At 33.3% G+C, this 22,251-nt stretch carries 19 protein-coding genes; 8 read left to right on the top strand and 11 right to left on the bottom strand.

Features of this window, described 5'->3' with window-relative positions:
- Positions 1-34: 34 nt before the first annotated feature.
- From BC961_RS07530 to BC961_RS07485, 10 genes are all read right to left on the bottom strand, one after another.
- Entirely contained in the window at positions 35-580 is a 546-nt protein-coding gene (locus BC961_RS07530; RefSeq protein WP_121925253.1) for a peptidoglycan-binding protein LysM, read from the bottom strand.
- Positions 581-770: 190 nt separating this feature from the next.
- Positions 771-1,328 (bottom strand): peptidoglycan-binding protein LysM, encoded by a 558-nt coding sequence (locus BC961_RS07525; protein WP_121925678.1) that lies wholly within the window; start codon positions 1,326-1,328, stop codon positions 771-773.
- A gap of 207 nt (positions 1,329-1,535) precedes the next feature.
- On the bottom strand, positions 1,536-2,093 hold the full coding sequence (locus tag BC961_RS07520) for a peptidoglycan-binding protein LysM (protein WP_121925677.1): 558 nt from the start codon (positions 2,091-2,093) through the stop codon (positions 1,536-1,538).
- A gap of 280 nt (positions 2,094-2,373) precedes the next feature.
- Positions 2,374-4,632: an acyl-CoA dehydrogenase family protein gene (locus BC961_RS07515; RefSeq protein WP_121925252.1), complete on the bottom strand. Its 2,259-nt coding sequence runs from the start codon at positions 4,630-4,632 to the stop codon at positions 2,374-2,376.
- Positions 4,633-4,775: 143 nt separating this feature from the next.
- The gene (locus BC961_RS07510; protein WP_121925676.1) at positions 4,776-5,708 is read right to left on the bottom strand and encodes a transglutaminase; all 933 of its coding nucleotides are present in this window, start codon (positions 5,706-5,708) and stop codon (positions 4,776-4,778) included.
- A 22-nt stretch (positions 5,709-5,730) separates the two neighbouring features.
- On the bottom strand, positions 5,731-6,582 hold the full coding sequence (locus BC961_RS07505; protein WP_121925251.1) for a substrate-binding domain-containing protein: 852 nt from the start codon (positions 6,580-6,582) through the stop codon (positions 5,731-5,733).
- Entirely contained in the window at positions 6,579-7,109 is a 531-nt protein-coding gene (locus BC961_RS07500; protein WP_121925250.1) for a GNAT family N-acetyltransferase, read from the bottom strand. Before BC961_RS07500 ends, BC961_RS07505 begins: the two co-directional genes overlap by 4 nt.
- A gap of 127 nt (positions 7,110-7,236) precedes the next feature.
- Positions 7,237-8,106, bottom strand: coding sequence for a nucleoside phosphorylase (locus tag BC961_RS07495; RefSeq protein WP_121925249.1), 870 nt, complete (start codon positions 8,104-8,106; stop codon positions 7,237-7,239).
- Between the two features lie 109 nt (positions 8,107-8,215).
- Positions 8,216-8,545 (bottom strand): translation initiation factor, encoded by a 330-nt coding sequence (locus BC961_RS07490; protein WP_121925248.1) that lies wholly within the window; start codon positions 8,543-8,545, stop codon positions 8,216-8,218.
- Between the two features lie 128 nt (positions 8,546-8,673).
- The gene (locus BC961_RS07485; RefSeq protein WP_121925247.1) at positions 8,674-9,624 is read right to left on the bottom strand and encodes an isopenicillin N synthase family dioxygenase; all 951 of its coding nucleotides are present in this window, start codon (positions 9,622-9,624) and stop codon (positions 8,674-8,676) included.
- A 167-nt stretch (positions 9,625-9,791) separates the two neighbouring features.
- Here BC961_RS07485 and BC961_RS07480 point away from each other — a divergent pair, with 167 nt between their 5' ends.
- Together BC961_RS07480 and BC961_RS07475 are read left to right on the top strand one after the other, a co-directional pair.
- Positions 9,792-11,768 (top strand): alpha-ketoacid dehydrogenase subunit alpha/beta, encoded by a 1,977-nt coding sequence (locus tag BC961_RS07480; RefSeq protein ID WP_121925246.1) that lies wholly within the window; start codon positions 9,792-9,794, stop codon positions 11,766-11,768.
- 325 nt (positions 11,769-12,093) lie between these two features.
- Positions 12,094-12,315, top strand: a complete 222-nt coding sequence (locus BC961_RS07475; RefSeq protein WP_147440536.1) for a hypothetical protein — start codon at positions 12,094-12,096, stop codon at positions 12,313-12,315.
- Positions 12,316-12,351: 36 nt separating this feature from the next.
- Here the strand turns inward: BC961_RS07475 and BC961_RS07470 are convergent, their stop codons facing one another.
- The gene (locus tag BC961_RS07470; protein ID WP_121925244.1) at positions 12,352-13,896 is read right to left on the bottom strand and encodes a hypothetical protein; all 1,545 of its coding nucleotides are present in this window, start codon (positions 13,894-13,896) and stop codon (positions 12,352-12,354) included.
- Between the two features lie 155 nt (positions 13,897-14,051).
- Here BC961_RS07470 and BC961_RS07465 point away from each other — a divergent pair, with 155 nt between their 5' ends.
- From BC961_RS07465 to ilvC, 6 genes are all read left to right on the top strand, one after another.
- The gene (locus BC961_RS07465; RefSeq protein WP_121925675.1) at positions 14,052-15,227 is read left to right on the top strand and encodes a 2-isopropylmalate synthase; all 1,176 of its coding nucleotides are present in this window, start codon (positions 14,052-14,054) and stop codon (positions 15,225-15,227) included.
- 53 nt (positions 15,228-15,280) lie between these two features.
- Positions 15,281-16,396, top strand: a complete 1,116-nt coding sequence (leuB, locus tag BC961_RS07460) for a 3-isopropylmalate dehydrogenase (protein ID WP_121925243.1) — start codon at positions 15,281-15,283, stop codon at positions 16,394-16,396.
- Between the two features lie 273 nt (positions 16,397-16,669).
- On the top strand, positions 16,670-18,343 hold the full coding sequence (gene ilvD, locus BC961_RS07455) for a dihydroxy-acid dehydratase (RefSeq protein ID WP_121925242.1): 1,674 nt from the start codon (positions 16,670-16,672) through the stop codon (positions 18,341-18,343).
- A gap of 50 nt (positions 18,344-18,393) precedes the next feature.
- On the top strand, positions 18,394-20,091 hold the full coding sequence (gene ilvB / locus BC961_RS07450; RefSeq protein ID WP_121925241.1) for a biosynthetic-type acetolactate synthase large subunit: 1,698 nt from the start codon (positions 18,394-18,396) through the stop codon (positions 20,089-20,091).
- A 4-nt stretch (positions 20,092-20,095) separates the two neighbouring features.
- Positions 20,096-20,617: an acetolactate synthase small subunit gene (ilvN, locus tag BC961_RS07445; protein WP_121925240.1), complete on the top strand. Its 522-nt coding sequence runs from the start codon at positions 20,096-20,098 to the stop codon at positions 20,615-20,617.
- A gap of 69 nt (positions 20,618-20,686) precedes the next feature.
- Positions 20,687-22,156, top strand: a complete 1,470-nt coding sequence (gene ilvC, locus BC961_RS07440; RefSeq protein ID WP_121925239.1) for a ketol-acid reductoisomerase — start codon at positions 20,687-20,689, stop codon at positions 22,154-22,156.
- Positions 22,157-22,251: the final 95 nt, after the last annotated feature.

Below are 22,251 nucleotides of genomic sequence, written 5' to 3'. Positions count from 1 at the left end.
AATTCGATATCATAAAACTATGAATGGTATCTGATTATAAAGCGGTTGCCGTAAACTTTACTCTTTGTGTATACGTTCCAGGTGCTTTACCTAAAAGTTCAGTTCGAGCTTTATTTGCGGGAATTGAGTAATCGATGCTTAAAGTCCTCTGAGCTCCTGGATTTGCATTTCCAACTAATATTTGTTCAGTTGTTGACAAAGTAATATCATTTAGCGTGCCAATCATTGATCCTCCGCTAACAGCTTTAACTTGTAAAACTCCCACCGGAATAGTGCCAGCTTCACTTATAAAATTTTCTCCTTCTGCTTTTACTTTTACATCAAAGTTATTTGAAGAAGTCACCACTAAACTATTTTCAATCGTTAGATTTTTAGTGTTATTATAATCGCTAGCTGTAAAGTAACTGAAATTTACTACTCCGCCATTTGCTATGCTTCCATTGTCAATAGAAATAACTTCCGCCAAAATTATATTCACGGTTGTAGTTACTGAAGTCGCATTTGATTGAGCGAACAGATTAGTACTTCCTAAAATTAATGCTATTAAAATTAGTACAGCATTAAAGATTTGTTTTGTCATGAAATTTATTATTTCTCTTCGTTTCTTTTAAACATTGCAAATTTATGCTAGCATTGAAGATACTTTTGTAGTCAAATATGTAAAGTAAAGTAGTTTAATCACTACACAGCTTTTTACATATATTTATAAATCAAAAAAGCCCTGAACACTTTAAATCGTGCTTAGGGCTTTTGAATTTTTTTAGTATGAATTACTGAGCTGTTGCAGTGTAAGTTACATTTTGAGTGTAAGTTCCAGGTGCTTTTCCTAAAAGAACAGTTTTTGCTTTAGTTGCAGAAATAGAGTAATCAATATCTAATGTTCTTTCTGCTCCTAAAGTTGCGTCAGATACCAATATCTGATCAGCTGTAGATAAAGTGATATCGTTTAAAGTTCCAACCATTGTTCCACCAGTTACTGCTTTAACTTGTAAAACATCTACAGGAATAACATCTGAATGTGTAGGGTTTACGAAATTTGCGCCTTCTGCTTTTACTTTTACATCAAAATTTCTTGATGAAGTTATTTTTAAACTATTTGCTACCGTTTCATTTTTAGCCGTGTTATAATCTGCTGTTGTACTATAATTGAAATTTACAAAACCTCCGGTTGCCACACTTCCAGCGTCAATTGAAATAACGTCTGATAAAATAATATTTACTGCAGTGCTTACTGGTGTAGAACTGGTTCCTGTTTGAGCTTGTGCATTTGTAGTTCCGAAAACGAATGCTCCAAGAGCTAGTGCTGCAATAACGATTTGTTTTTTCATAATAATATAGATTTGGGATTTTATATCTTTTTTATTTGTTCCTTTTGAACACTGCAAATCTACGTTAGCTTTACAAATGGCTTTGTAGTGGAAAATGGAAATGCATGTAGTTTAATCACTACACAGCTTTTTACATATATTTATAAATCAAAAAAGCCCTGAACACTTTAAATCGTGCTTAGGGCTTTTGAATTTTTTTAGTATGAATTACAAAGCTGTTGCCGTGTAAGTTACTTTTTGAGTGTAAGTTCCAGGTGCTTTTCCTAAAAGAACAGTTTTTGCTTTAGTTGCAGAAATAGAGTAATCAATATCTAATGTTCTTTCTGCTCCTAAAGTTGCGTCAGATACCAATATCTGATCAGCTGTAGATAAAGTGATATCGTTTAAAGTTCCAACCATTGTTCCACCAGTTACTGCTTTAACTTGTAAAACATCTACAGGAATAACATCTGAATGTGTAGGGTTTACGAAATTTGCGCCTTCTGCTTTTACTTTTACATCAAAATTTCTTGATGAAGTTATTTTTAAACTATTTGCTACCGTTTCATTTTTAGCCGTGTTATAATCTGCTGTTGTACTATAATTGAAATTTACAAAACCTCCGGTTGCCACACTTCCAGCGTCAATTGAAATAACGTCTGATAAAATAATATTTACTGCAGTGCTTACTGGTGTAGAACTGGTTCCTGTTTGAGCTTGTGCATTTGTAGTTCCGAAAACGAATGCTCCAAGAGCTAGTGCTGCAATAACGATTTGTTTTTTCATAATAATATAGATTTGGGATTTTATATCTTTTTTATTTGTTCCTTTTGAACACTGCAAATCTACGTTAGCTTTACAAATGGCTTTGTAGTGGAAAATGGAAATGCATGTAGTTTAATCACTACACAGCTTTTTACATATATTTATAAATCAAAAAAGCCCTGAACACTTTGTATCGTGTTGAGGGCTTTTAGAAAATATATTGATGTATTTTTCTACTTTAACTTTAATGAAAAACAGGGTGTTAAACTTCTCAAAAATTTATCCGGTAAGGTTTTAACTTTTAAAAAGCAATTGGCGCAGCAAGGCAACTGTCAGGAATGTCAAAAGCTTTCACTAAAGCGACGGCTTCTGGTCGGATATCCCAACACAATTGATTGACCATTTTACGAATAGCTTTTGTTTTAACGGCTTCCATATAACCGTCTTCTAAATACCATCCTTTATTTTTTTCAATTTGTGAAAGCGCATATAGTTGGTATACTTTTACTAATATTGCCTTCACTTCTTTATCAGCAATTGTTTTAATAGCTAATTGAAATTGCTCTAAAACTATTCTTTCAAGATATGCTTGTGCTACATCAATCATTTGGTGCTGCACCACATTAAAAGCATCGTAAGGTTCGAGACCGCCATCAATAAGTTTCTTTAATCGTTTTGCGGCTGATGCCAAAGTTGTTTTTTCACGATACTGAAAAGCACTTAAATGAAATTTTTCATCCATTAAATGTTCTGCATCTGTTTTGCGTGTTGCAATAGGATTTTTTTCAGAAATAGCAGTTTTTGCATTTCCGTAAACATATTGAATGATTCCCATTGTATCCATCTTTCCAAATGACTTTCTGAATTCTGATAAGCGGTTTTTAGCAACTAATTGCATTAAAACTGTATTATCACCTTCAAACGTGGTATATACTTCAGTATCATTTTTTAGAGCATCAATTCTGTTCTCTGATAGATAAGCTTTTCCACCGCACGCTTCTCTACATTCTTGTAAAATGGCAGTAGTACTCCAAGTAGAGTACGCTTTCATTCCCGCCGCCAATGCTTCAATCTCAGGCATCTCAATTTCAGTTCTGACCATGAAACGCTTCGTAACATATTTCAATGCAAAATGAGTAGCGTATGTTTTTGCTAGTAATGGTAGTAATCTTCTTTGATGAATTCGGTAATTTAATATTGGCACTTCTGAACCACCTTCTGGACCGAATTGTCTGCGTTTATCACTGTATCTGATTGCAATTGCTAATCCAGATTTGGCTGCAGCCAAAGCCGATCTAGGGATACCTATTCGACCACCAACTAAAGTACCAAGCATGGTAAAGAAGCGTCTATTATCACTAGGAATTGGACTTTCAAATTCTCCATTTTCGTTTACAGAAGCAAATCGGTCAAGCATATTCTCTTTCGGAATAACAACTTGATTAAAACTAATTGTTCCGTTGTCAACTCCGTTCAATCCCATTTTTAAACCACAATCATTAATAGTTACTCCTTTTAAGACAATACTATTGCTATCTCTAATAGGAACTATAAATGCATTAACTCCATAATCTGTTTCGCCAATAATTAATTTGGCAAAAACTGTCGCCATTTGGCCGTGAACAGCGGCATTACCTATATATTCTTTTTGAGCTTTTGGATGCGGAGTGTGAATTGTAAAAGTCTTTGTCTCATGATTGTATGTTGCAGTAGTTTCCATTCCTTTAACATTCGAACCGTGATTAGTTTCCGTCATTGCAAAACAACCAGGAAGTTTCAAAGAACCAATATCTCTTAAATACTTAGCATAATGTTTTTCTGTTCCCAAGGAGTGAACACTCATTCCCCACAATCCAAATTGAACTCCAAATTTAATTACTAAGCTTAAGTCATGATAACTTAAGGTTTCCATTATAGCAAAATAATCAGCAATATTATCGCCTCCACCATATTCAGTGGGATAGGCCATATTTCCTAAGTTTTCTTTTGCCAAAATTTTACACCATTCAAATACTTTTTCCCGATAAACGGCGGTATCGGTAGAGGTTTCGTAAGCAAATACCGGTTGGCTAATAATTGATTTTACCTTTTTTATTATAGGAGCTTGCTCGCCATCTAAAATTTCGGTTAATTTTTCTATTTCAAAACTAGAAGAAGCTGCTTGATTTGAAGTGAAGCTGTTTGATTCTTTACTGAAATCAGCAATAATTTCGTCACCTGAAAATCCTAAATCATTTTCAAGTTTTAGAAACTCAATATGATTATTTTTTATCGCTTGATTGTTATCAGAAAGTAAAATTGCTATCTCTGATGTTGATTTTACAGTTGGATTTAGGCTAAGGACTGCTTCTATTTCGGCTTTCCAACTGTTTAAAACAACTCGAGAGGGAGGATTTTTTGCATCTAATTTAGATAGCATTAATTCTTGATCTTTTTTAGACAACCAACTCTGTGATGTTATAAAATTCTTCAAAGTCGAGAATTCTTTTTCGGTCAATAGGTCGTCTGACCAAACGAGATAAAATAGTGGTATGAAAGCTTTTAATGTTGAATTTTCCATGGTGAACAAATTAAATGTAAATCTTAAGTTTGCTCAAGATAACAAAATATAATTTGCTTGAATTCATATTAACATCATTTTCACGTTCGATTAAGCAAAAAATTTAAGTGATCTTTTTCTGCATGAATAATTTCTAGAAACACTTAATCTAATGTTAGCGCTCCTAAAATTTCTTCTGATAAAAACGGTCCGCCAGGATATCTCGCCGTATAATCTAAATTCATCCATATTTGGCCACGTTCGTCTACGTGATAAAAGAGCTTTTTGTCGCGGCTTTCGTTTGGGAACAAGATGTTTTTAATTAGAAAATTGACTTTTTCTAAGTCCGCGTGCGAACCTATTAAGATCTCAGGGTAGATGTGCCCTTTAGTATGTATCAAACGGGGAGTTCCACCAATTGCTCTAACACATGCGGCCATCAAGATGGAATGGTCATCACAATCACCAGAAAAATATAGTAGTGATTCAGTTGCAGTGGCAATATAATCGCCAGCTTTTGGGTCACTTACATAGTTCCATCTGCCATTAATTTCCTTAAAAACGGCAAAACACTGAATTATGGTGCGGTATTCAGAATAACCTTTTAGATCTTTAAAATATTTTGATGTTGCCATCACAGCAAAATTTCGAACCTTTGGATTTTGGTATTCTATTGCATTTATAATTTTTGATTTATTTGGAAAGGGCAGAAGTTTAGCGATAATAATATCCTGCGGATACGGATTATATGACATGCTATACATCATTGAATTATAATCGTCATATACATTATTAAATCCATAATTACCTATCGTTGAACCGTAACCCAAAACCAATAAGTAAACGATGATACAAGGAATAATAAATTTTCGTAATAGTCTAAGAATGATTTGAATAACCACAATCATCACTATAAAGAGAATAACACGATCAATGTTTAAAAACCAGTTTGGATTTATTAAATTTTGATGTAATATGATAAAAAGCGGGATGGCTATCAAAATATTCAATACAAAAATAATAACATCATCCCATGGTTTTTTGACCTGAAGTTTTTGTTTTATTTCTTGAAAATTGATGTTATTGATTTTTATCATAAGCATTAATAAAAACAGTAATCTAGACTGTTTTTACAATATCCTCAAAAGTACCTTTTTTATCTATAATTTTAAGTTGAAGAAGCTGATTTTGAACTTTGTTTAACATTTGTGGTGCTAATGATTTTTGCGACCAATGCGTCAACGAAAGCCATTCTTTAATATCTTCTGTTTTCTGGTTGTAATTTGATGCCAATGATTTATCAATACTTGGGATATCTTTGAAGTCTTCAGTTGTCTGATTTATAACAGAAAGAATTTTTGAGATAATTGTTGGGTCATTTTCTATAACTTCATCACGAACTGCAATTACAAAGCATGGCCATGGCGTAGGACAATCATCAATTCGTCGGAAAGTACCATTATCCACTAGCGGTTTAGTCATAAAACGTTCCCACATAAAATAATCTGCGTTCCCACTTGTCAGCGCGTCGACTGCGCCATCTATTGTATTAACAATTTCAAATTGCAAGTTTTCTGTTTTCCAATTTTGGTTATCCGCATTTACGTAAGCCATCAATTGCGACCCAGAACCTAAACGAGAAATAGCCACTTTTTTATTTTCTAAGTCGGCTAGCGTTTTATAATCAGATTTAGCAGCTACGTGAATTCCCCAAATTAAAGGGCTTTCAACATAAATCTGCACAATCTTGCTTTTATTTCCTGCAACTATATCTTTTACGATTCCTTCTGTTAGGATAACAGCGATATCAGTAGATCCATCGCGAAGCATTTGGCACATTTTTCCTGTTCCTTCAGGAACATCAGTCCACTGCAAATCAATATTTTCTTTTTCGAAATCTCCATTATCTATTGCTAAATTCCAAGGAAGATTAAAATGTTCTGGTACTCCAGCTATTTTTATTGTTTTCATAGTTTTGCTTCATTTTTTAATTCAAACCAGTTCCATAATACTCCGTTTTCGAGATAGTTTTCGGTGATTTTCATGCCGATCTTTTTTAAAATTGCATTCGAAGCTGCATTTTCAGCATGCGCTGCTGCCATAATCGAATCTAATTTCATGGTATTAAAACCGTAATCAAGCCAAGCAAACGCAACTTCAGAAGCATATCCTTTTCCCCAAGCGCTTTCATTGAGTCGGTAACCGATATCATAAAAATTTATTCTATTGTTTATTTTTTCAGTATCGTATTTTAATCCAGCCCAGCCTATTAATTTATTACTTTCTTTTTCGATCACTACAAATCTTCCAATTTTGTTCTGGACGTATTGAGCTCTGATCATATTAATATACTCGTTGACTTGATCAATAGAATTCATCGGTTTATTCCATAAATATTTATGAACGTTTGGATTACAATCCATCTCGAATAGTGCTTCTGCATCTGACAATTTCATTTCCCGAAGCAATAGTCGGTCCGTCTCAAGTACTAGATTCATGTTTTTTAAAATTATTAGGATGTATTTAGTGATTTTTTAGCCCTGATCGAAACGGCATCCTTTTGTACTCCGGCCGAGGAGTACAAAAGATACAGTGAAGAGCAGGAAATAGCTCCCCAAAAAAAAATTATGCTTTCGCCAATTTGTCTAAAGTATAAGCAATCAATTCGTCGACTGCTTTGTATGGATCTTCACTAAATGTTCCCGAAGCACGATTAGCAATTATCGCATTTAAAGAAAGTGCATTATGTCCTAGAAGTGCTGAAAGTCCGTAAATAGCGCCGGTTTCCATTTCGAGATTGGTGATTCTGTTACCTTCAAATTGGAAGTTATCCATTTTAGAATTTAAATTTTCGTCTTGGATATTCAAACGTAAAACGCGTCCTTGAGGACCATAGAAACCACCAGCAGTTGCCGTAATTCCCTTGTGCATTTTGTCGCTTTCAATCATTTTTTCCAGTTTCTCTGAACAAGCGATAACATAAGGTTTTCCTTTTTTAGGGTCCCAATTGGTGTGTTTTACAAAAGCATCTTCAATTTCGATATTAGAAACTTCATCTATCAAGTAGGAGCGGAGCATGTTATCTAATCCTAGACCAAATTTTGACATCACAAACGAATCGACTGGAATATCAGCCTGCAAAGAACCCGAAGTTCCAACTCTGATAATATTGAGAGAGGTTAATTTCTCTTTAGACATTTTAGTTTCTAAATCGATATTTACTAACGCGTCTAATTCATTGATCACGATGTCTATATTGTCAGGGCCAATTCCAGTAGACATTACTGTAATTCTTTTACCCTTAAAAAGTCCGGTTTGAGTTTTAAATTCTCTTTTTTGAGTCGAAAATTCAATGCTATCAAAAAACTGAGTTATTTTTTCGACACGATTTTGATCACCTACAAAGATGATGTCGTGCGCGATATTTTCTGGTTTTAAATTCAAATGGTAAACACTACCGTCTGGATTTAAAATTAATTCTGATGATTTTATCATTTCTAATTTGGTTTAACCGCAAAGTTCACAAAGGATTTTGCAAAGTTCACTAAGCTATTTAAATTTATTTTTTAAGAGAGTACTAGTAACTGCCCAGGGAGCACTTGTTTCAGCCTCCAACACGTTTTACTTTAAAACCTTTATCTTTTAAAATGGTCATGATTTTATCACGATAATCTCCTTGTATGATGATGGAGTCGTCTTTAAAAGTACCGCCAACACTAAGTTTCGTTTTAATTTCTTTAGCTAGAATTTTGAAATCTTCATCGATTCCTTCATAACCTTCAATGATCGTTGTGGCTTTTCCTTTTCTCTTTTCGAATTTGCAAATCATAGGTTCTTTTTGAACATATAATTCATGTGGTTCTGCTTCAATTATTTCCTCAGGACCTGGTTCGTGATCTGGAAAAAGATTTTTTAATTGGTCTTGTAAGTCCATAAATAATTTAATAAAAAATTCAAAAAACAAATTCCAAATTCCAATATTTTGCGACGTTTAAATTAGTCTCATTTTCTTGGATTTTGGAATTTATGTATAATTATTGCTCTTCCCGGCGATTTAAGGTTTTACTTTTTAATTAACCCTAAATCTACTAAACGTTCATATAAATAATCGCCTGCAATTATATCTTCAAATTTCTTTGGGTTTTCTGCATCGATGCAGTTTTCCAAACAATCTAATTTCATATCGCTAACAGGATGCATAAAAAACGGGATAGAATAACGTGAAGTTCCCCATAATTCTCTAGGTGGATTTACCACTTGGTGAATTGTAGATTTTAATTTGTTATTAGTGTGACGCGATAACATATCACCAACATTTATAACCAATTCATCTGGTTCAGCAATTGCGTCAATCCATTCGCCTTCATGCGTTTGTACTTGTAAACCTTTTCCTTGTGCACCCATTAATAGGGTAATCAAATTAATATCTCCATGCGCGGCTGCACGAATTGCATTTGCAGGTTCAGATGTAATAGGCGGATAGTGAATAGGTCTTAGTATCGAATTTCCATCTTTAGCAAATTTGTCAAAATAGAATTCATCTAATCCTAAATGCAAAGCCAAAGCTCTCAGTACATAAACACCTGTTTTTTCTAGCATTTGGTAAGCGTCTTTACCAACTATATTGAAACGAGGCAATTCCTTCACTTCTACATTTTCTGGATATTCAGCTGCGTATTTTGAATCTTTTGAGACGTATTGTCCAAAATGCCAAAATTCTTTTAAATCTCCTTCTTTGCGGCCTTTAGCATGTTCTGTTCCGAAAGAAACATAACCTCTTTGTCCGCCAATTCCTGGAATTTCATAACTGTGTTTTGTTTCTAATGGTAAAGCGAAAAAATTTCTAATTTCACCATACAATTCATCGACCAGTTGGTCGTTTAAAAAATGCCCTTTGAGTGCTACAAAGCCAATGACTTCAAAAGCACTTCCGATTTCATTTACAAATTTTTGTTTACGTTTCGGGTCATCCGAAAGGAAATCACGCAAGTCAACACTAGGAATGTTTTGCATATCTATTTTATTTAATAAATTACAAGAGATAAATCTTGTAAACACAAAGATAAAGAATAATTTTAATTCCAAATTTTTAAAACAATTATTAAAATAAAAAAATATAACAATTTATAGTGAAACTGTTATATTTTTTTATCTTTGAACTACACCAAAATATCGAAAAAATGATCTTTGACAGAAAAAATCTTACTGATAACCAATTATTAGATTTATACAAAAGAATACTGAAGCCTAGGCTGATAGAGGAAAAAATGTTAATTCTAATACGACAAGGAAAGGTTTCCAAATGGTTTTCAGGAATAGGTCAGGAAGCGATATCTGTTGGAATTACAGCTGTTTTAGATACTGATGAGTACATTCTTCCAATGCATCGAAATTTAGGTGTATTTACTGGTCGAAATATTCCTTTATACCGTCTTTTTTCGCAATGGCAAGGAAAAGCGAATGGTTTTACAAAAGGTCGGGATCGTAGTTTTCACTTTGGTACGCAGCAATATAAAATCATTGGAATGATTTCGCATTTAGGACCTCAATTAGGAGTTGCTGACGGAATTGCATTAGCTAATAAACTAAAGAAAAACGGCAAAATAACTGCTGTTTTTACAGGTGAAGGAGCGACAAGTGAAGGTGATTTTCATGAAGCATTAAACATTGCTTCGGTTTGGGAATTGCCAGTTATGTTTGTTATTGAAAATAATGGTTATGGATTATCTACTCCCACAAATGAACAATACCGTTGTGAAAATCTTGCTGATAAAGGAATTGGTTACGGAATGGAAAGTCATATTATCGACGGTAATAATATATTAGAAGTTTTTAATCTTTTGTCAGAGCTAAAGGCTTCGATGATTGAAAGACCACGTCCTGTTTTACTAGAGTTTAAAACTTTTAGAATGCGCGGACATGAAGAAGCCAGTGGTACGAAATATGTTCCACAAGAATTAATGGACATGTGGGCTATTAAAGATCCAGTAGATAATTATAGAAAGTTTTTAAAAGATAATGGTGTACTTTCTGAAGAGTTTGATTTGGCTTTAAGAAATGAAATTAAGAAAGAAATTGATGAAGGTTTAGCTATTGCCAATGCAGAACCAGAGATTGAAGCTACTTATAGTGATGAATTGAATGATGTTTACAAACCGTATCAGCATGAGGATTTTATACATTCAGAAGAAAAAGAAAATATACGTTTTATAGATGCTATTTCTAATAGTTTAAGAGAATCGATGGAACGCCATCCTAACTCTGTTATAATGGGACAAGACATCGCTGATTATGGTGGTGCCTTCAAAATCACAGATGGTTTTATGGCCCAATTTGGAAAAGATAGGGTTCGAAATACACCTATTTGTGAAAGTGCAATAGTCTCTGCAGGAATGGGATTATCTATTAACGGTTACAAAGCAATTGTAGAAATGCAATTTGCTGATTTTGTATCAACAGGTTTTAATCCAATAGTAAATTTATTAGCTAAATCGCATTACCGATGGTTAGAAAACGCAGATGTTGTAGTTAGAATGCCGTGCGGTGGAGGAACTCAAGCCGGACCTTTTCATTCGCAAACAAACGAAGCATGGTTTACTAAAACGCCAGGTTTAAAAGTAGTTTATCCAGCTTTTCCTTATGATGCCAAAGGATTATTGAATACTTCAATTAACGATCCGAATCCTGTGATGTTTTTTGAACACAAACAACTATATCGAAGCGTTTACCAAGAAGTTCCAAAGGACTATTACACTATTCCACTAGGAAAAGCAGCTTTGTTAAAGAAAGGGAATGACGTGACTATTATTTCTTTTGGTGCAGCCGTACATTGGGCATTAGATACTTTGACAAAAAATCCGCAGATATCTGCTGATTTATTAGATCTAAGAACGTTACAACCTTTAGATAGCGACGCTATTTTTGCATCAGTTAAAAAGACTGGAAGAGTAATCATATATCAAGAGGACAGCATGTTTGGAGGATTGGCTAGCGATATATCAGCGATGATTATGGAAAATTGCTTTAAGTACTTAGATGCTCCAGTAAAGCGCGTGGCAAGTTTAGACAGCCCAATACCATTTACAAAAGCCCTTGAAGATCAGTATTTGCCAAAAGGCAGATTCGAAAATGATCTTAAAGAGCTTTTAGAGTATTAATTAATATTGTAAATCGGGAAGTTTAGAATTTACATTCTAAAAATAACCTAATATCCAGTAAATAATTATAAAGAATATAATTGTTCCGAAGCATCCGCCACCTAATTTTTTGGCACCGTATCCTGCAATAATTGTTTTAAAAAATCCGTTCATAATTTTAATTTTTAAGGTTATTAGTATACTTATTGATCGTTAAAAAAGTTCCTATTCAATTTTTATTTTTTTGAAAAACCAAAACAAATTTTTTTGATTTGATGATAAAAATAGTATAATAATTTGGCAAATGTTTAACGATACTTTAATTTTGAAACTTAATTTAAAAATTATGAAACCTCTCAAAGAAAAGTTGCTGATTAAAGATGCAACTATTAATAAAGTTCAATTTGATACAGAATGGTTTTATAAATTAGAAGACATGCAGTTTTATTTAAAAGAAGATTTATCTGAAGTGGAATTCGTTTTTCTTCCTATGACAATTGATGGAGAACAGGAACATGTTAAGTGTGCTGCGTTTGATGATATTATCAGAGGTAGGAAAGAATTATAATGACAAAAAAAGGGGAACAATGTTCCTCTTTTTTCTTTATCTATTACTTAATTTTGCTTTCTCTTTTATAATAGTACTTATTTTTTTATTCTCAATTTTGCTTTCCAGCCATGAGATAATGTCTAGATATAAGAAGGCTCTTTTCTCATACGTGTTTTTTTCCAGCTCTATAAAACGCAATCTCATTTTTATAAACTCCTTTTTTATATCGCTTGGATAAATAGAATTTAGATTTTTCATAAAACGCATTATTTCCTTTTGAACTTCGTGTAAGTCATTCATTTTTAGAAGAAATTTGTAGGTATTTTTCAACTGATTTTCTAAATAATAGTCATTGCCTAGCTCGTAGTGCGCAATTAAACTCAAAAGTCTTGCAAAGCACATTAAATCCTCACGCATCGATAAATTCTTATTGCTAATTATCTTTTCTAAATAAAAAATACAATCGATATACTTTTCATTTCCAAAGTAAATACTAGCAATCTTGTAAAAGAATAACATTTCGTGATGCTCATCTAAATGCTCACTATGTAAATTTAACTTATGTAGAATTTCTGGAATCAGGTATTCACTCTCTGAAAACGTTCCTTCTAGAATATGATAATTTAATTTATTATTATATAGGTATAAGAATGATAAAGATGCAATGTTGTCATTTACTGGAAATTTGACATCGTTTATAGTTTCTTCTAATTTTAGCAAATACTCTTTAAATTTAGATTTATATTTAAGCATAAATAAGGACTCCAATAAATAGTGATTTCCTTTGAGAAAGAAAACTGGGTTTAGCGAAATCATACTTGGATGATCATAAAATAGAGTGACCCATTTATAAGCATATTTATAACTACTTAAAAAATCTTGTACTAAGAAACTGCGCCAAAGATTAGCGTTGTAAAACCAATATTTCTCTCTGAAACCAAATTTATTTTCGTCTAACTTTGAGATATGTTTGTTAAAGTAACTATCAATATATTTATATTCCTCGTCTGTTTTTACGTAACCCGTTTTTAACATTATCCCGTAAAGCTGCAGCGATAGATTAGACAGTTTACTTGAAATCGTATTTTGGTAATTCAATTCTTTAGCTTGTACTACTAATTCATCTGCACGGCCTTGGATACTTCGCGTGATATACTGTGATTCGATTAACTTTTCGAATTCTACGATTTCATAAGCCATCAATTTCTCATCATTTTCCAATGCAAGAATTTTAGTTTTATCTAGAATTTTCAGACTTTGTTTGTACAAACCTTTGTTATATAGGATTGTTGCAAAATCTATTTGTTCACGAAGTTGATACCTCATGTTTTGACTAGGAATATTCAGTCTTATGCTTACTAGAATTTGTTTGTATAAGTACGACTTGAGATTCGATAATTGTACTTTTTTTATAACTCCACTTTTTAAAATCAGCTTTTCATCGTAGCCTTCCGATTTATCGAGAATATTAAAAAGCTCGATAAATTTAGTGTTAGAACTTGTTTCTAATCTACTCGCAAAAATCTTGAATTGCCTTTTCTCAGACTTAGAAAGGGATTTTATTAAAACAAATAAAAAATCTTTTTGATGGTTAGCCATTGTAAATTAAAGAAGTGTAATATATTTAAAATCAATACATTAAGTGTGTTATGTATGCTTTATAAATAGTATATTAGGTTAAAATGAGTTTTATAATCAAAGCCTTCAGATATAACTTTGTTATTAAGATGTGAAATTACATTAAATAAATGAAAATGAATAGAGAGAAAGTCCAAATTTTTGATACCACTTTGAGAGATGGAGAACAGGTCCCAGGATGTAAGTTAGATACCAATCAAAAACTAGTGATAGCAAATCGTTTAGACGAGATGGGTGTTGACATTATTGAAGCTGGTTTTCCAGTTTCTAGCCCAGGCGATTTTCTATCTGTTACAGAGATTAGTAAAATTGTAAAGAATGCAACAGTTTGTGGTTTAACCAGAGCTGTAAAAAATGATATAGATGTTGCTGCTCAAGCACTTAAATATGCAAAAAAACCAAGAATCCATACTGGAATTGGAACTTCAGAATCACATATAGTTCACAAACTAAATACCACTAGAGAGGATGTTATTGCGAGAGCAAAATATGCTGTCGCACATGCAAAATCATATGTTGAAGATGTAGAATTTTATGCTGAAGATGCAGGACGAACTGATAACGATTTTCTAGCTAGAGTTTGTGAGGAAGCTATTAAATCTGGTGCAACAGTTTTAAATATTCCAGATACAACTGGATATTGTCTACCTGAAGAATATGGCGCTAAGATTAAATATCTAAGAGAAAATGTTAAGGGTATTGAGAATGTAATTCTTTCTTGTCATTGTCATAATGATTTAGGAATGGCAACTGCTAACTCAATTGCTGGTGCTGTAAATGGAGCAAGACAAATAGAATGTACTATAAATGGAATAGGAGAAAGAGCTGGAAACACTGCGCTTGAAGAAGTGGTAATGATATTCAAACAACATCCGTATTTAAATTTATATACTGATATTGATTCAAAACAATTAAACGAAATGAGTCGTTTAGTTTCTGAAAGTATGGGCATGATTGTTCAACCTAATAAAGCAATTGTTGGCGCTAATGCGTTTGCTCATAGTTCTGGAATTCATCAAGATGGCGTTATAAAAAACAGATCAACTTATGAAATAATGGATCCTCTTGATGTAGGTGTAAATGAGTCTTCTATCGTGCTAACGGCTAGAAGTGGTAGAGCAGCTTTAGCATACAGAGCTAAAAAAGTAGGCTACGAACTTTCGAAAGTTCAATTAGATATTGTCTACATTGAATTTTTAAGATTTGCCGATATTAAGAAAGAAGTTGTAGACAACGACATTCATCAAATTATTGAAGTCTGTAAAATACAAGATGAGTTGATTATAAATTAATACAGTTTTCAAGATTTAAAAAGTAGCATTCGAATATAAAAATAAGCAATCTTATGAATTTAAAAATAGCAGTTCTTTCAGGAGACGGGATAGGTCCAGAAGTTATTTTACAAGCAAAAAAAGCATTAAATGCTATTGCTATTGTTTATGACCATGAGTTTGTATTTGAGGATGCTTTTATTGGGGCAATTGCTGTCGAAAAAACGGGGAATCCGCTACCAGAACAAACACTAAATTTATGCTTAAATACTGATGCAGTACTTTTTGGAACTGTAGGCGATGCAGAGCATGACAATGATATAAATAATAAATTAAATCCTATTCAAGGTTTACTAAAATTGCGCCAAGCACTAGGTTTGTACGCAAATATTCGACCGATTAAACCTTATAAAGACCTTCTTGATTTATCTCCTTTAAAAAGAAAAATTATTGAAGACACGGATTTTATAATTTTCAGAGAAATTTCTGGAGGTTCTTATTTTTGTGAGAAAAAGATAAATGATCAGGGAACTGTAGCTTCGGACTTGTGTGAATACACGGAAGAAGAAATTATCAGAATCTCTCATTTGGCTTTCAAAGCTGCGCAAAAAAGAAAAAACAAAGTTACTCTTGTCGATAAAGCCAGCATTCTTGAAACTTCTCGATTATGGAGAAGAACAGCGACTGAAGTTGCAAAAAATTATCCTGATGTAGCGCTAGAATTCCTTTTAGTTGACAATGCCGCGATGCAAATAATAATTAATCCTAAACAATTTGACGTTATACTAACTGAAAATTTATTTGGTGATATATTATCTGATGAAGCTAGTGTTATAACTGGCGCTATTGGTTTATTGCCATCTGCATCATTAGGAAATTCAAGTGTTCTTTTTGAACCAATTCATGGTTCTTTTACAGAAGCTAAAAGAAAAAATATCGCAAATCCAATCGCTTCTGTATTATCAGCAGCAATGCTATTAGAACATTTTGGTCTTCATCTTGAATCTGAAAAAGTTTACGAAGCTGTTCATAAAGCAATCGAATTAAATGTGGTGACGGCTGACTTAAATCCTTATTCAAAATTTGGAACAAATGAGGTAGGAGATTTTATTTCAAATTACATTTTGAGTAAAGACGACTTGTATTTTAAAAGCGATAATGTATATATCGGACAATCAACGATTGTTTAATATTAAATTGTTAAAAAAGTATATTAATAATTAAGATTTTCTTAAAAATTGAGATTTTGTTTTTTTTATTACTTAAGTAGTCCTACTTTCGCAGAGTAAATAAAAGATTAAGATGCAAAATTCAATTATTATTTCTCTAATTATTAATGTCGTTGTGGTAAACACAAGCGCAGGGGAAATGGTATAGATATAAATTAAAATATATTTAAAACCTCCCGTAAATTGGGAGGTTTTTTTTTGGAATAAATTAAAAATTAGACAAATAACAACACAATGGAATTAAACAAGTATAGTAAGACAATAACTCAAGACGTGACACAACCTGCTGCTCAAGCAATGCTCTACGGAATAGGTCTAACTGAAGATGATTTGAAGAAAGCACAAGTGGGAATTGTGAGCATGGGTTATGAAGGGAATACTTGTAATATGCATTTAAATGATCTTGCAAAAGATGTTAAAAAGGGAGTTTGGAATGCAGATTTAGTTGGTTTAATTTTTAATACTATTGGAGTCAGTGACGGGATTTCAAATGGAACAGAAGGAATGCGTTTCTCATTAGTTTCAAGAGATGTAATTGCTGATTCTATTGAAACTGTAATGGGTGCACAATGGTACGATAGTATGATTGCAATTCCAGGTTGCGATAAAAATATGCCAGGTGCAATAATCGCAATGGGTAGAGTAAATCGTCCTGCTATAATGGTTTACGGAGGAACAATTCACTCTGGGAAATGGAAAGGTGAATCTCTAAATATTGTTTCTGCTTTTGAAGCTCTAGGAAAGAAATTCAATAATACTATAACTGACGAAGATTTTAAAGGAGTAGTTCAAAATGCTTGTCCAGGTGCTGGAGCTTGCGGTGGAATGTACACCGCTAATACAATGGCATCGGCAATTGAAGCATTAGGAATGAGTTTGCCATATAGTTCGTCAAATCCTGCTTTAAGCGATGAGAAAAAACAAGAGTGCGTTCATGCTGGTCAAGCGATACGACTATTGTTAGAAAAAGATATCAAACCTATGGATATTATGACTCGCAAGGCTTTTGAAAATGCGATTATGATGGTAGCAGTTTTAGGTGGATCAACAAATGCCGTGATGCATATTATAGCAATGGCGCATTCTGTAGATATCGAAATTACGTTAAAAGATTTCCAAGATATAAGTAATAAAACACCAGTTTTGGCTGATTTAAAGCCAAGTGGTAAATACATGATGGAAGATTTACATCAAGTAGGTGGCGTTCCAGCGGTAATGAAATATTTACTAAAAGAAGGTTTGCTTCATGGCGACTGTTTAACGGTTACTGGAAAAACAGTTGCAGAAAATTTAGCATCTGTTCCTGATTTAAGTGATGGACAAGATGTGATTCACGAAATTCAGAAAGCTTTAAAACCGACAGGTAACATTCAGATTTTGTACGGAAATTTAGCTGAGGAAGGTTCTGTAGCGAAGATTAGTGGTAATGAAGGAGAATTTTTTGAAGGTGAGGCTATCGTTTTCGAAAGTGAATTTGAAGTTATTCCTGGAATTCAAAGTGGTTTAGTTCATCCAGGTAATGTAGTTGTCATTCGAAATTGTGGTCCAAAAGGTGGTCCAGGAATGCCAGAAATGTTAAAACCAACTTCTGCGATTATGGGAGCTGGACTCGGAAATTCAGTTGCTTTAATTACTGACGGTAGATTTTCTGGAGGTACACATGGTTTCGTTGTGGGGCACATTACTCCTGAAGCTTTTGATGGTGGTGGAATAGCACTCGTCAAGAACGGAGACGTAATTACTATTGATGCTAAACACAACACGATAAATCTTAAAATTTCTGATGAAGAATTTGCTGCTCGAAAAGCACTTTGGGTCCAACCCGAATTAAAAGCAACAAAAGGAGTGTTGTTGAAATACGCGAGAGCAGTTTCAAGTGCCTCAACAGGATGTGTTACAGATAAGTAAGCAGAAGAAAAAAAAGAAATTTCAATACGATTTGAAAATACAAATATCAAATGAAAAATAATAAAATATCTGGTGCTGAAGCTGTAATAAGATGCTTGCTAGAAGAAGGGGTAGATTTGGTTTATGGTTATCCCGGTGGGGCGATTATGCCAGTTTACGATGAATTATATAAATTTCAAGGTCAATTGCACCACGTTTTAGTACGTCATGAACAAGGAGCAACACATGCTGCGCAAGGATTTGCAAGAGCAACTGGTAAAGTAGGAGTAGCAATTGCAACTTCAGGACCGGGAGCAACTAATCTAGTTACTGGAATTGCTGACGCTCAAATAGATTCCACACCAATGGTTTGTATTACGGGTCAAGTAGGAAAACATTTATTGGGTTCTGACGCTTTTCAAGAAACGGATATCATAGGAATCTCAACTCCTGTTACGAAATGGAATTATCAAATTACGGAAGCATCTGAAATTCCAGAAATAATGGCGAAAGCTTTTTATATAGCAAAATCAGGTCGTCCAGGTCCCGTATTAATTGATATTACTAAAAATGCTCAATTTGATGAAATCGAGTTCAGCTATAAAAAATGTACAAGCATAAGAAGCTATAATCCGAAGCCAGTATTGAATCTTGAAAAAGTTCAAGAAGCGGCGGCAATAATAAATTCTGCAAAAAAACCTTTTATAATTTTTGGTCAAGGTATCATTCTTAGTGAAGCCGAAGCGGAATTAAAAGCATTAGTTGAAAAATCAGGAATTCCTGCTGCGTGGACTATTTTAGGTCTTTCAGCTTTGCCTACTGACCATCCACTTAATGTTGGAATGGTTGGAATGCATGGAAATTACGGCCCAAATGTTTTAACAAATGAATGCGATGTATTGATTGCATTAGGAATGCGTTTTGATGATCGCGTTACTGGAAATTTAGCTACTTACGCGAAACAAGCTAAAGTAATTCACCTAGAAATTGATCCTGCTGAAATTGATAAAAATGTAAAAACTACAGTAGCAGTTTTAGCTGACTTAAAAGAATCATTAACTGCATTACTTCCCTTAATCGAAAATAATGTGCACGAATCTTGGCACAATGAGTTTAAGGAGAAATATCAAATTGAATTAGATCAAGTTATCAACGAGGAGTTAGCTCCTACAAATGGTAAAGGTATTTCGATGGGAGAAACTATTGAAATGATTAATAAGCACTCAAAAGGTGATGCAATTATGGTTTCAGATGTAGGGCAACATCAAATGTTTGCTTGCCGTTACGCAAAATTTAATACTACAAAAAGTAATGTAACTTCAGGTGGTTTAGGGACAATGGGATTTGCTTTACCAGCAGCAATCGGCGCTAAAATGGGAATGCCTGATCGTGAAGTGGTCGCTATAATAGGAGATGGTGGTTTCCAAATGACAATTCAAGAACTGGGTACAATTTTCCAAACTAAAGTTCCTGTAAAAATTGTAGTGCTGAATAACGAGTTTTTAGGAATGGTTCGTCAGTGGCAACAACTGTTTTTTGATAAGCGTTACGCTTCTACAGAAATGACAAATCCTAATTTTATTGCTATCGCTGAAGGGTATTACATCAAAGCTAAAAAAGTCACTAAACGCGAAGATCTTGATGCCGCTGTCGCAGAAATGATGGCTTCTAAAGAATCTTATTTCTTAGAGGTAATGGTAGAAAAAGAAAATAACGTATTCCCAATGATTCCAACAGGAGCATCGGTTTCTGATATCCGATTAAGTTAATATTATGGAAAATAAAACATTCACCATTTCTGTTTATTCAGAAAACAATGTGGGCTTATTGAATAGAATATCTGGAATATTCTTGAAGCGCCATATCAATATCTTAAGTTTAAATGTATCTGAATCTGAAATAGAAAACGTTTCAAGATTTATCATTGTGGTTGATACTACTGAAAAATGGGTCCAAAATATAGTTGGGCAAATAGAAAAGCAAATAGAGGTTATAAAAGCTTTTTATCATATTGATGAAGAAACTATTTTCTTGGAAAATGCTTTATTCAAAATAGAATCTAGTTTACTTTTTGACGAAAGAGAAATTCAAAATATAATTAAGGAAAGTCATTCAGAAATTGTGACTGTTGCGAGAGACTTTTTTGTGATATCTATTTCAGGTCAACGAGCAGAAATAGAGGAATTATACAAAAAGTTGAAACCTTTTGGGATTATGCAGTTTGTTCGTTCTGGAAGAATTTCGGTATCGAAACAAAAAATGGAAATATCAACGATGTTAGAAGCATTAAAATAAAAATTAGACTTTCTCTTTTCGAATAAAGTCACTTCAAATAAAAATTAAAAAATCATTAAAAAATATACAATGGCAAATTATTTCAATTCATTACCACTTAGATTACAATTAGAGCAATTAGGCGTTTGTGAATTTATGGACCAATCAGAATTTGTAGATGGAACAAAAGCTTTAGCAGGAAAAAAAGTAGTCATAGTTGGTTGTGGAGCTCAAGGTTTGAACCAAGGATTGAACATGAGAGATTCTGGATTAGATATATCTTACGCTTTAAGAGCAGATGCAATTTCAGAGAAAAGAGCTTCTTTTAAAAATGCTTCTGATAATGGATTCAAAGTTGGAACATACGAGGAATTAATTCCTTCAGCAGATTTAGTTTGTAATCTAACTCCAGATAAACAGCATACTGCTGTTGTTAATGCAATTATGCCATTAATGAAAAACGGTGCTACTCTAGCATATTCACATGGATTCAATATTGTGGAAGAAGGAATGCAAGTTCGCAAAGATATTACGGTAATTATGTGTGCGCCAAAATGTCCAGGTTCTGAAGTAAGAGAAGAATATAAAAGAGGTTTTGGAGTGCCAACTTTAATTGCAGTTCACCCAGAAAACGATCCTAACGGAGTTGGATTCGAACAAGCAAAAGCATACGCAGTTGCTACTGGAGGTCATAAAGCAGGAGTTTTAAATTCTTCATTTGTTGCTGAAGTAAAATCAGATTTAATGGGTGAACAAACCATTCTTTGTGGCATGTTACAAACAGGTTCTATTTTATGTTTTGACAAAATGGTCGAAAAAGGAATTGAACCAGCTTATGCTTCTAAATTAATACAATTTGGTTGGGAGACAGTAACCGAAGCTTTGAAACATGGCGGAATAACCAATATGATGGATCGTTTGTCTAATCCTGCAAAAATTGAAGCGTACGAATTAGCAGATGAATTAAAAGATATTATGCGTCCATTGTTTCAAAAACACATGGATGATATTATTTCAGGTGAATTTTCAAAAAACATGATGATTGACTGGGCGAACGACGATATCAATCTATTAACGTGGAGAGCTGCAACTGCAGAAACTAATTTTGAAAAAACAGCGCCAACTACGGCAGATATTTCAGAGCAAGAGTATTTTGACAATGGAGTTTTAATGATTGCAATGGTAAAAGCAGGAGTAGAACTAGCTTTTGAAACGATGACTCAATCCGGAATTATTGAAGAATCAGCTTATTATGAATCTTTGCACGAGCTTCCTTTAATTGCAAATACTGTTGCGAGAAAGAAATTGTACGAAATGAATAGAATAATTTCTGATACAGCAGAATATGGTTGTTATTTATTTGACCACGCTTGTAAACCATTATTAACTGACTTTATGAAAACAGTTGATACTAATGTTATTGGTAAACCATTTTCAAAATCAAATGGAGTTGAGAATGCAGTATTGATTGCAGTGAATAAAAGCATCCGTCAACATCCAATTGAAGAAGTTGGTGAATGGTTGAGAGAATCGATGACTGCGATGAAGAAAATTGGATAATTTCCTTAGAAAGGAATTTTAAATATTTGTTTTAGGGATTAGCACTATCTCATTTAATTTAATATTATTTTGAATTAGTTAAAATTTATTAAAGG

It is taken from the genome of Flavobacterium weaverense (genome assembly GCF_003688495.1).
GTDB classification, from domain to species: Bacteria; Bacteroidota; Bacteroidia; order Flavobacteriales; family Flavobacteriaceae; genus Flavobacterium; species Flavobacterium weaverense.
This window is presented reverse-complemented; position numbering and strand designations above follow the sequence as displayed.

Bases quoted from the DNA above. Each gene is read 5' to 3' on its own strand.
- BC961_RS07495 (WP_121925249.1), bottom strand. From the start codon at position 8,106: ATGATAAAATCATCAGAATTAATTTTAAATCCAGACGGTAGTGTTTAC.
- leuB (WP_121925243.1), top strand. From the start codon at position 15,281: ATGAATTTAAAAATAGCAGTTCTTTCAGGAGACGGGATAGGTCCAGAA.
- BC961_RS07470 (WP_121925244.1), bottom strand. From the start codon at position 13,896: ATGGCTAACCATCAAAAAGATTTTTTATTTGTTTTAATAAAATCCCTT.
- BC961_RS07520 (WP_121925677.1), bottom strand. From the start codon at position 2,093: ATGAAAAAACAAATCGTTATTGCAGCACTAGCTCTTGGAGCATTCGTT.
- BC961_RS07500 (WP_121925250.1), bottom strand. From the start codon at position 7,109: ATGAATCTAGTACTTGAGACGGACCGACTATTGCTTCGGGAAATGAAA.
- BC961_RS07515 (WP_121925252.1), bottom strand. From the start codon at position 4,632: ATGGAAAATTCAACATTAAAAGCTTTCATACCACTATTTTATCTCGTT.
- BC961_RS07465 (WP_121925675.1), top strand. From the start codon at position 14,052: ATGAATAGAGAGAAAGTCCAAATTTTTGATACCACTTTGAGAGATGGA.
- ilvD (WP_121925242.1), top strand. From the start codon at position 16,670: ATGGAATTAAACAAGTATAGTAAGACAATAACTCAAGACGTGACACAA.
- BC961_RS07530 (WP_121925253.1), bottom strand. From the start codon at position 580: ATGACAAAACAAATCTTTAATGCTGTACTAATTTTAATAGCATTAATT.
- ilvC (WP_121925239.1), top strand. From the start codon at position 20,687: ATGGCAAATTATTTCAATTCATTACCACTTAGATTACAATTAGAGCAA.
- BC961_RS07485 (WP_121925247.1), bottom strand. From the start codon at position 9,624: ATGCAAAACATTCCTAGTGTTGACTTGCGTGATTTCCTTTCGGATGAC.
- BC961_RS07490 (WP_121925248.1), bottom strand. From the start codon at position 8,545: ATGGACTTACAAGACCAATTAAAAAATCTTTTTCCAGATCACGAACCA.
- BC961_RS07475 (WP_147440536.1), top strand. From the start codon at position 12,094: ATGAAACCTCTCAAAGAAAAGTTGCTGATTAAAGATGCAACTATTAAT.
- BC961_RS07510 (WP_121925676.1), bottom strand. From the start codon at position 5,708: ATGATAAAAATCAATAACATCAATTTTCAAGAAATAAAACAAAAACTT.
- BC961_RS07505 (WP_121925251.1), bottom strand. From the start codon at position 6,582: ATGAAAACAATAAAAATAGCTGGAGTACCAGAACATTTTAATCTTCCT.
- BC961_RS07480 (WP_121925246.1), top strand. From the start codon at position 9,792: ATGATCTTTGACAGAAAAAATCTTACTGATAACCAATTATTAGATTTA.
- ilvB (WP_121925241.1), top strand. From the start codon at position 18,394: ATGAAAAATAATAAAATATCTGGTGCTGAAGCTGTAATAAGATGCTTG.
- ilvN (WP_121925240.1), top strand. From the start codon at position 20,096: ATGGAAAATAAAACATTCACCATTTCTGTTTATTCAGAAAACAATGTG.
- BC961_RS07525 (WP_121925678.1), bottom strand. From the start codon at position 1,328: ATGAAAAAACAAATCGTTATTGCAGCACTAGCTCTTGGAGCATTCGTT.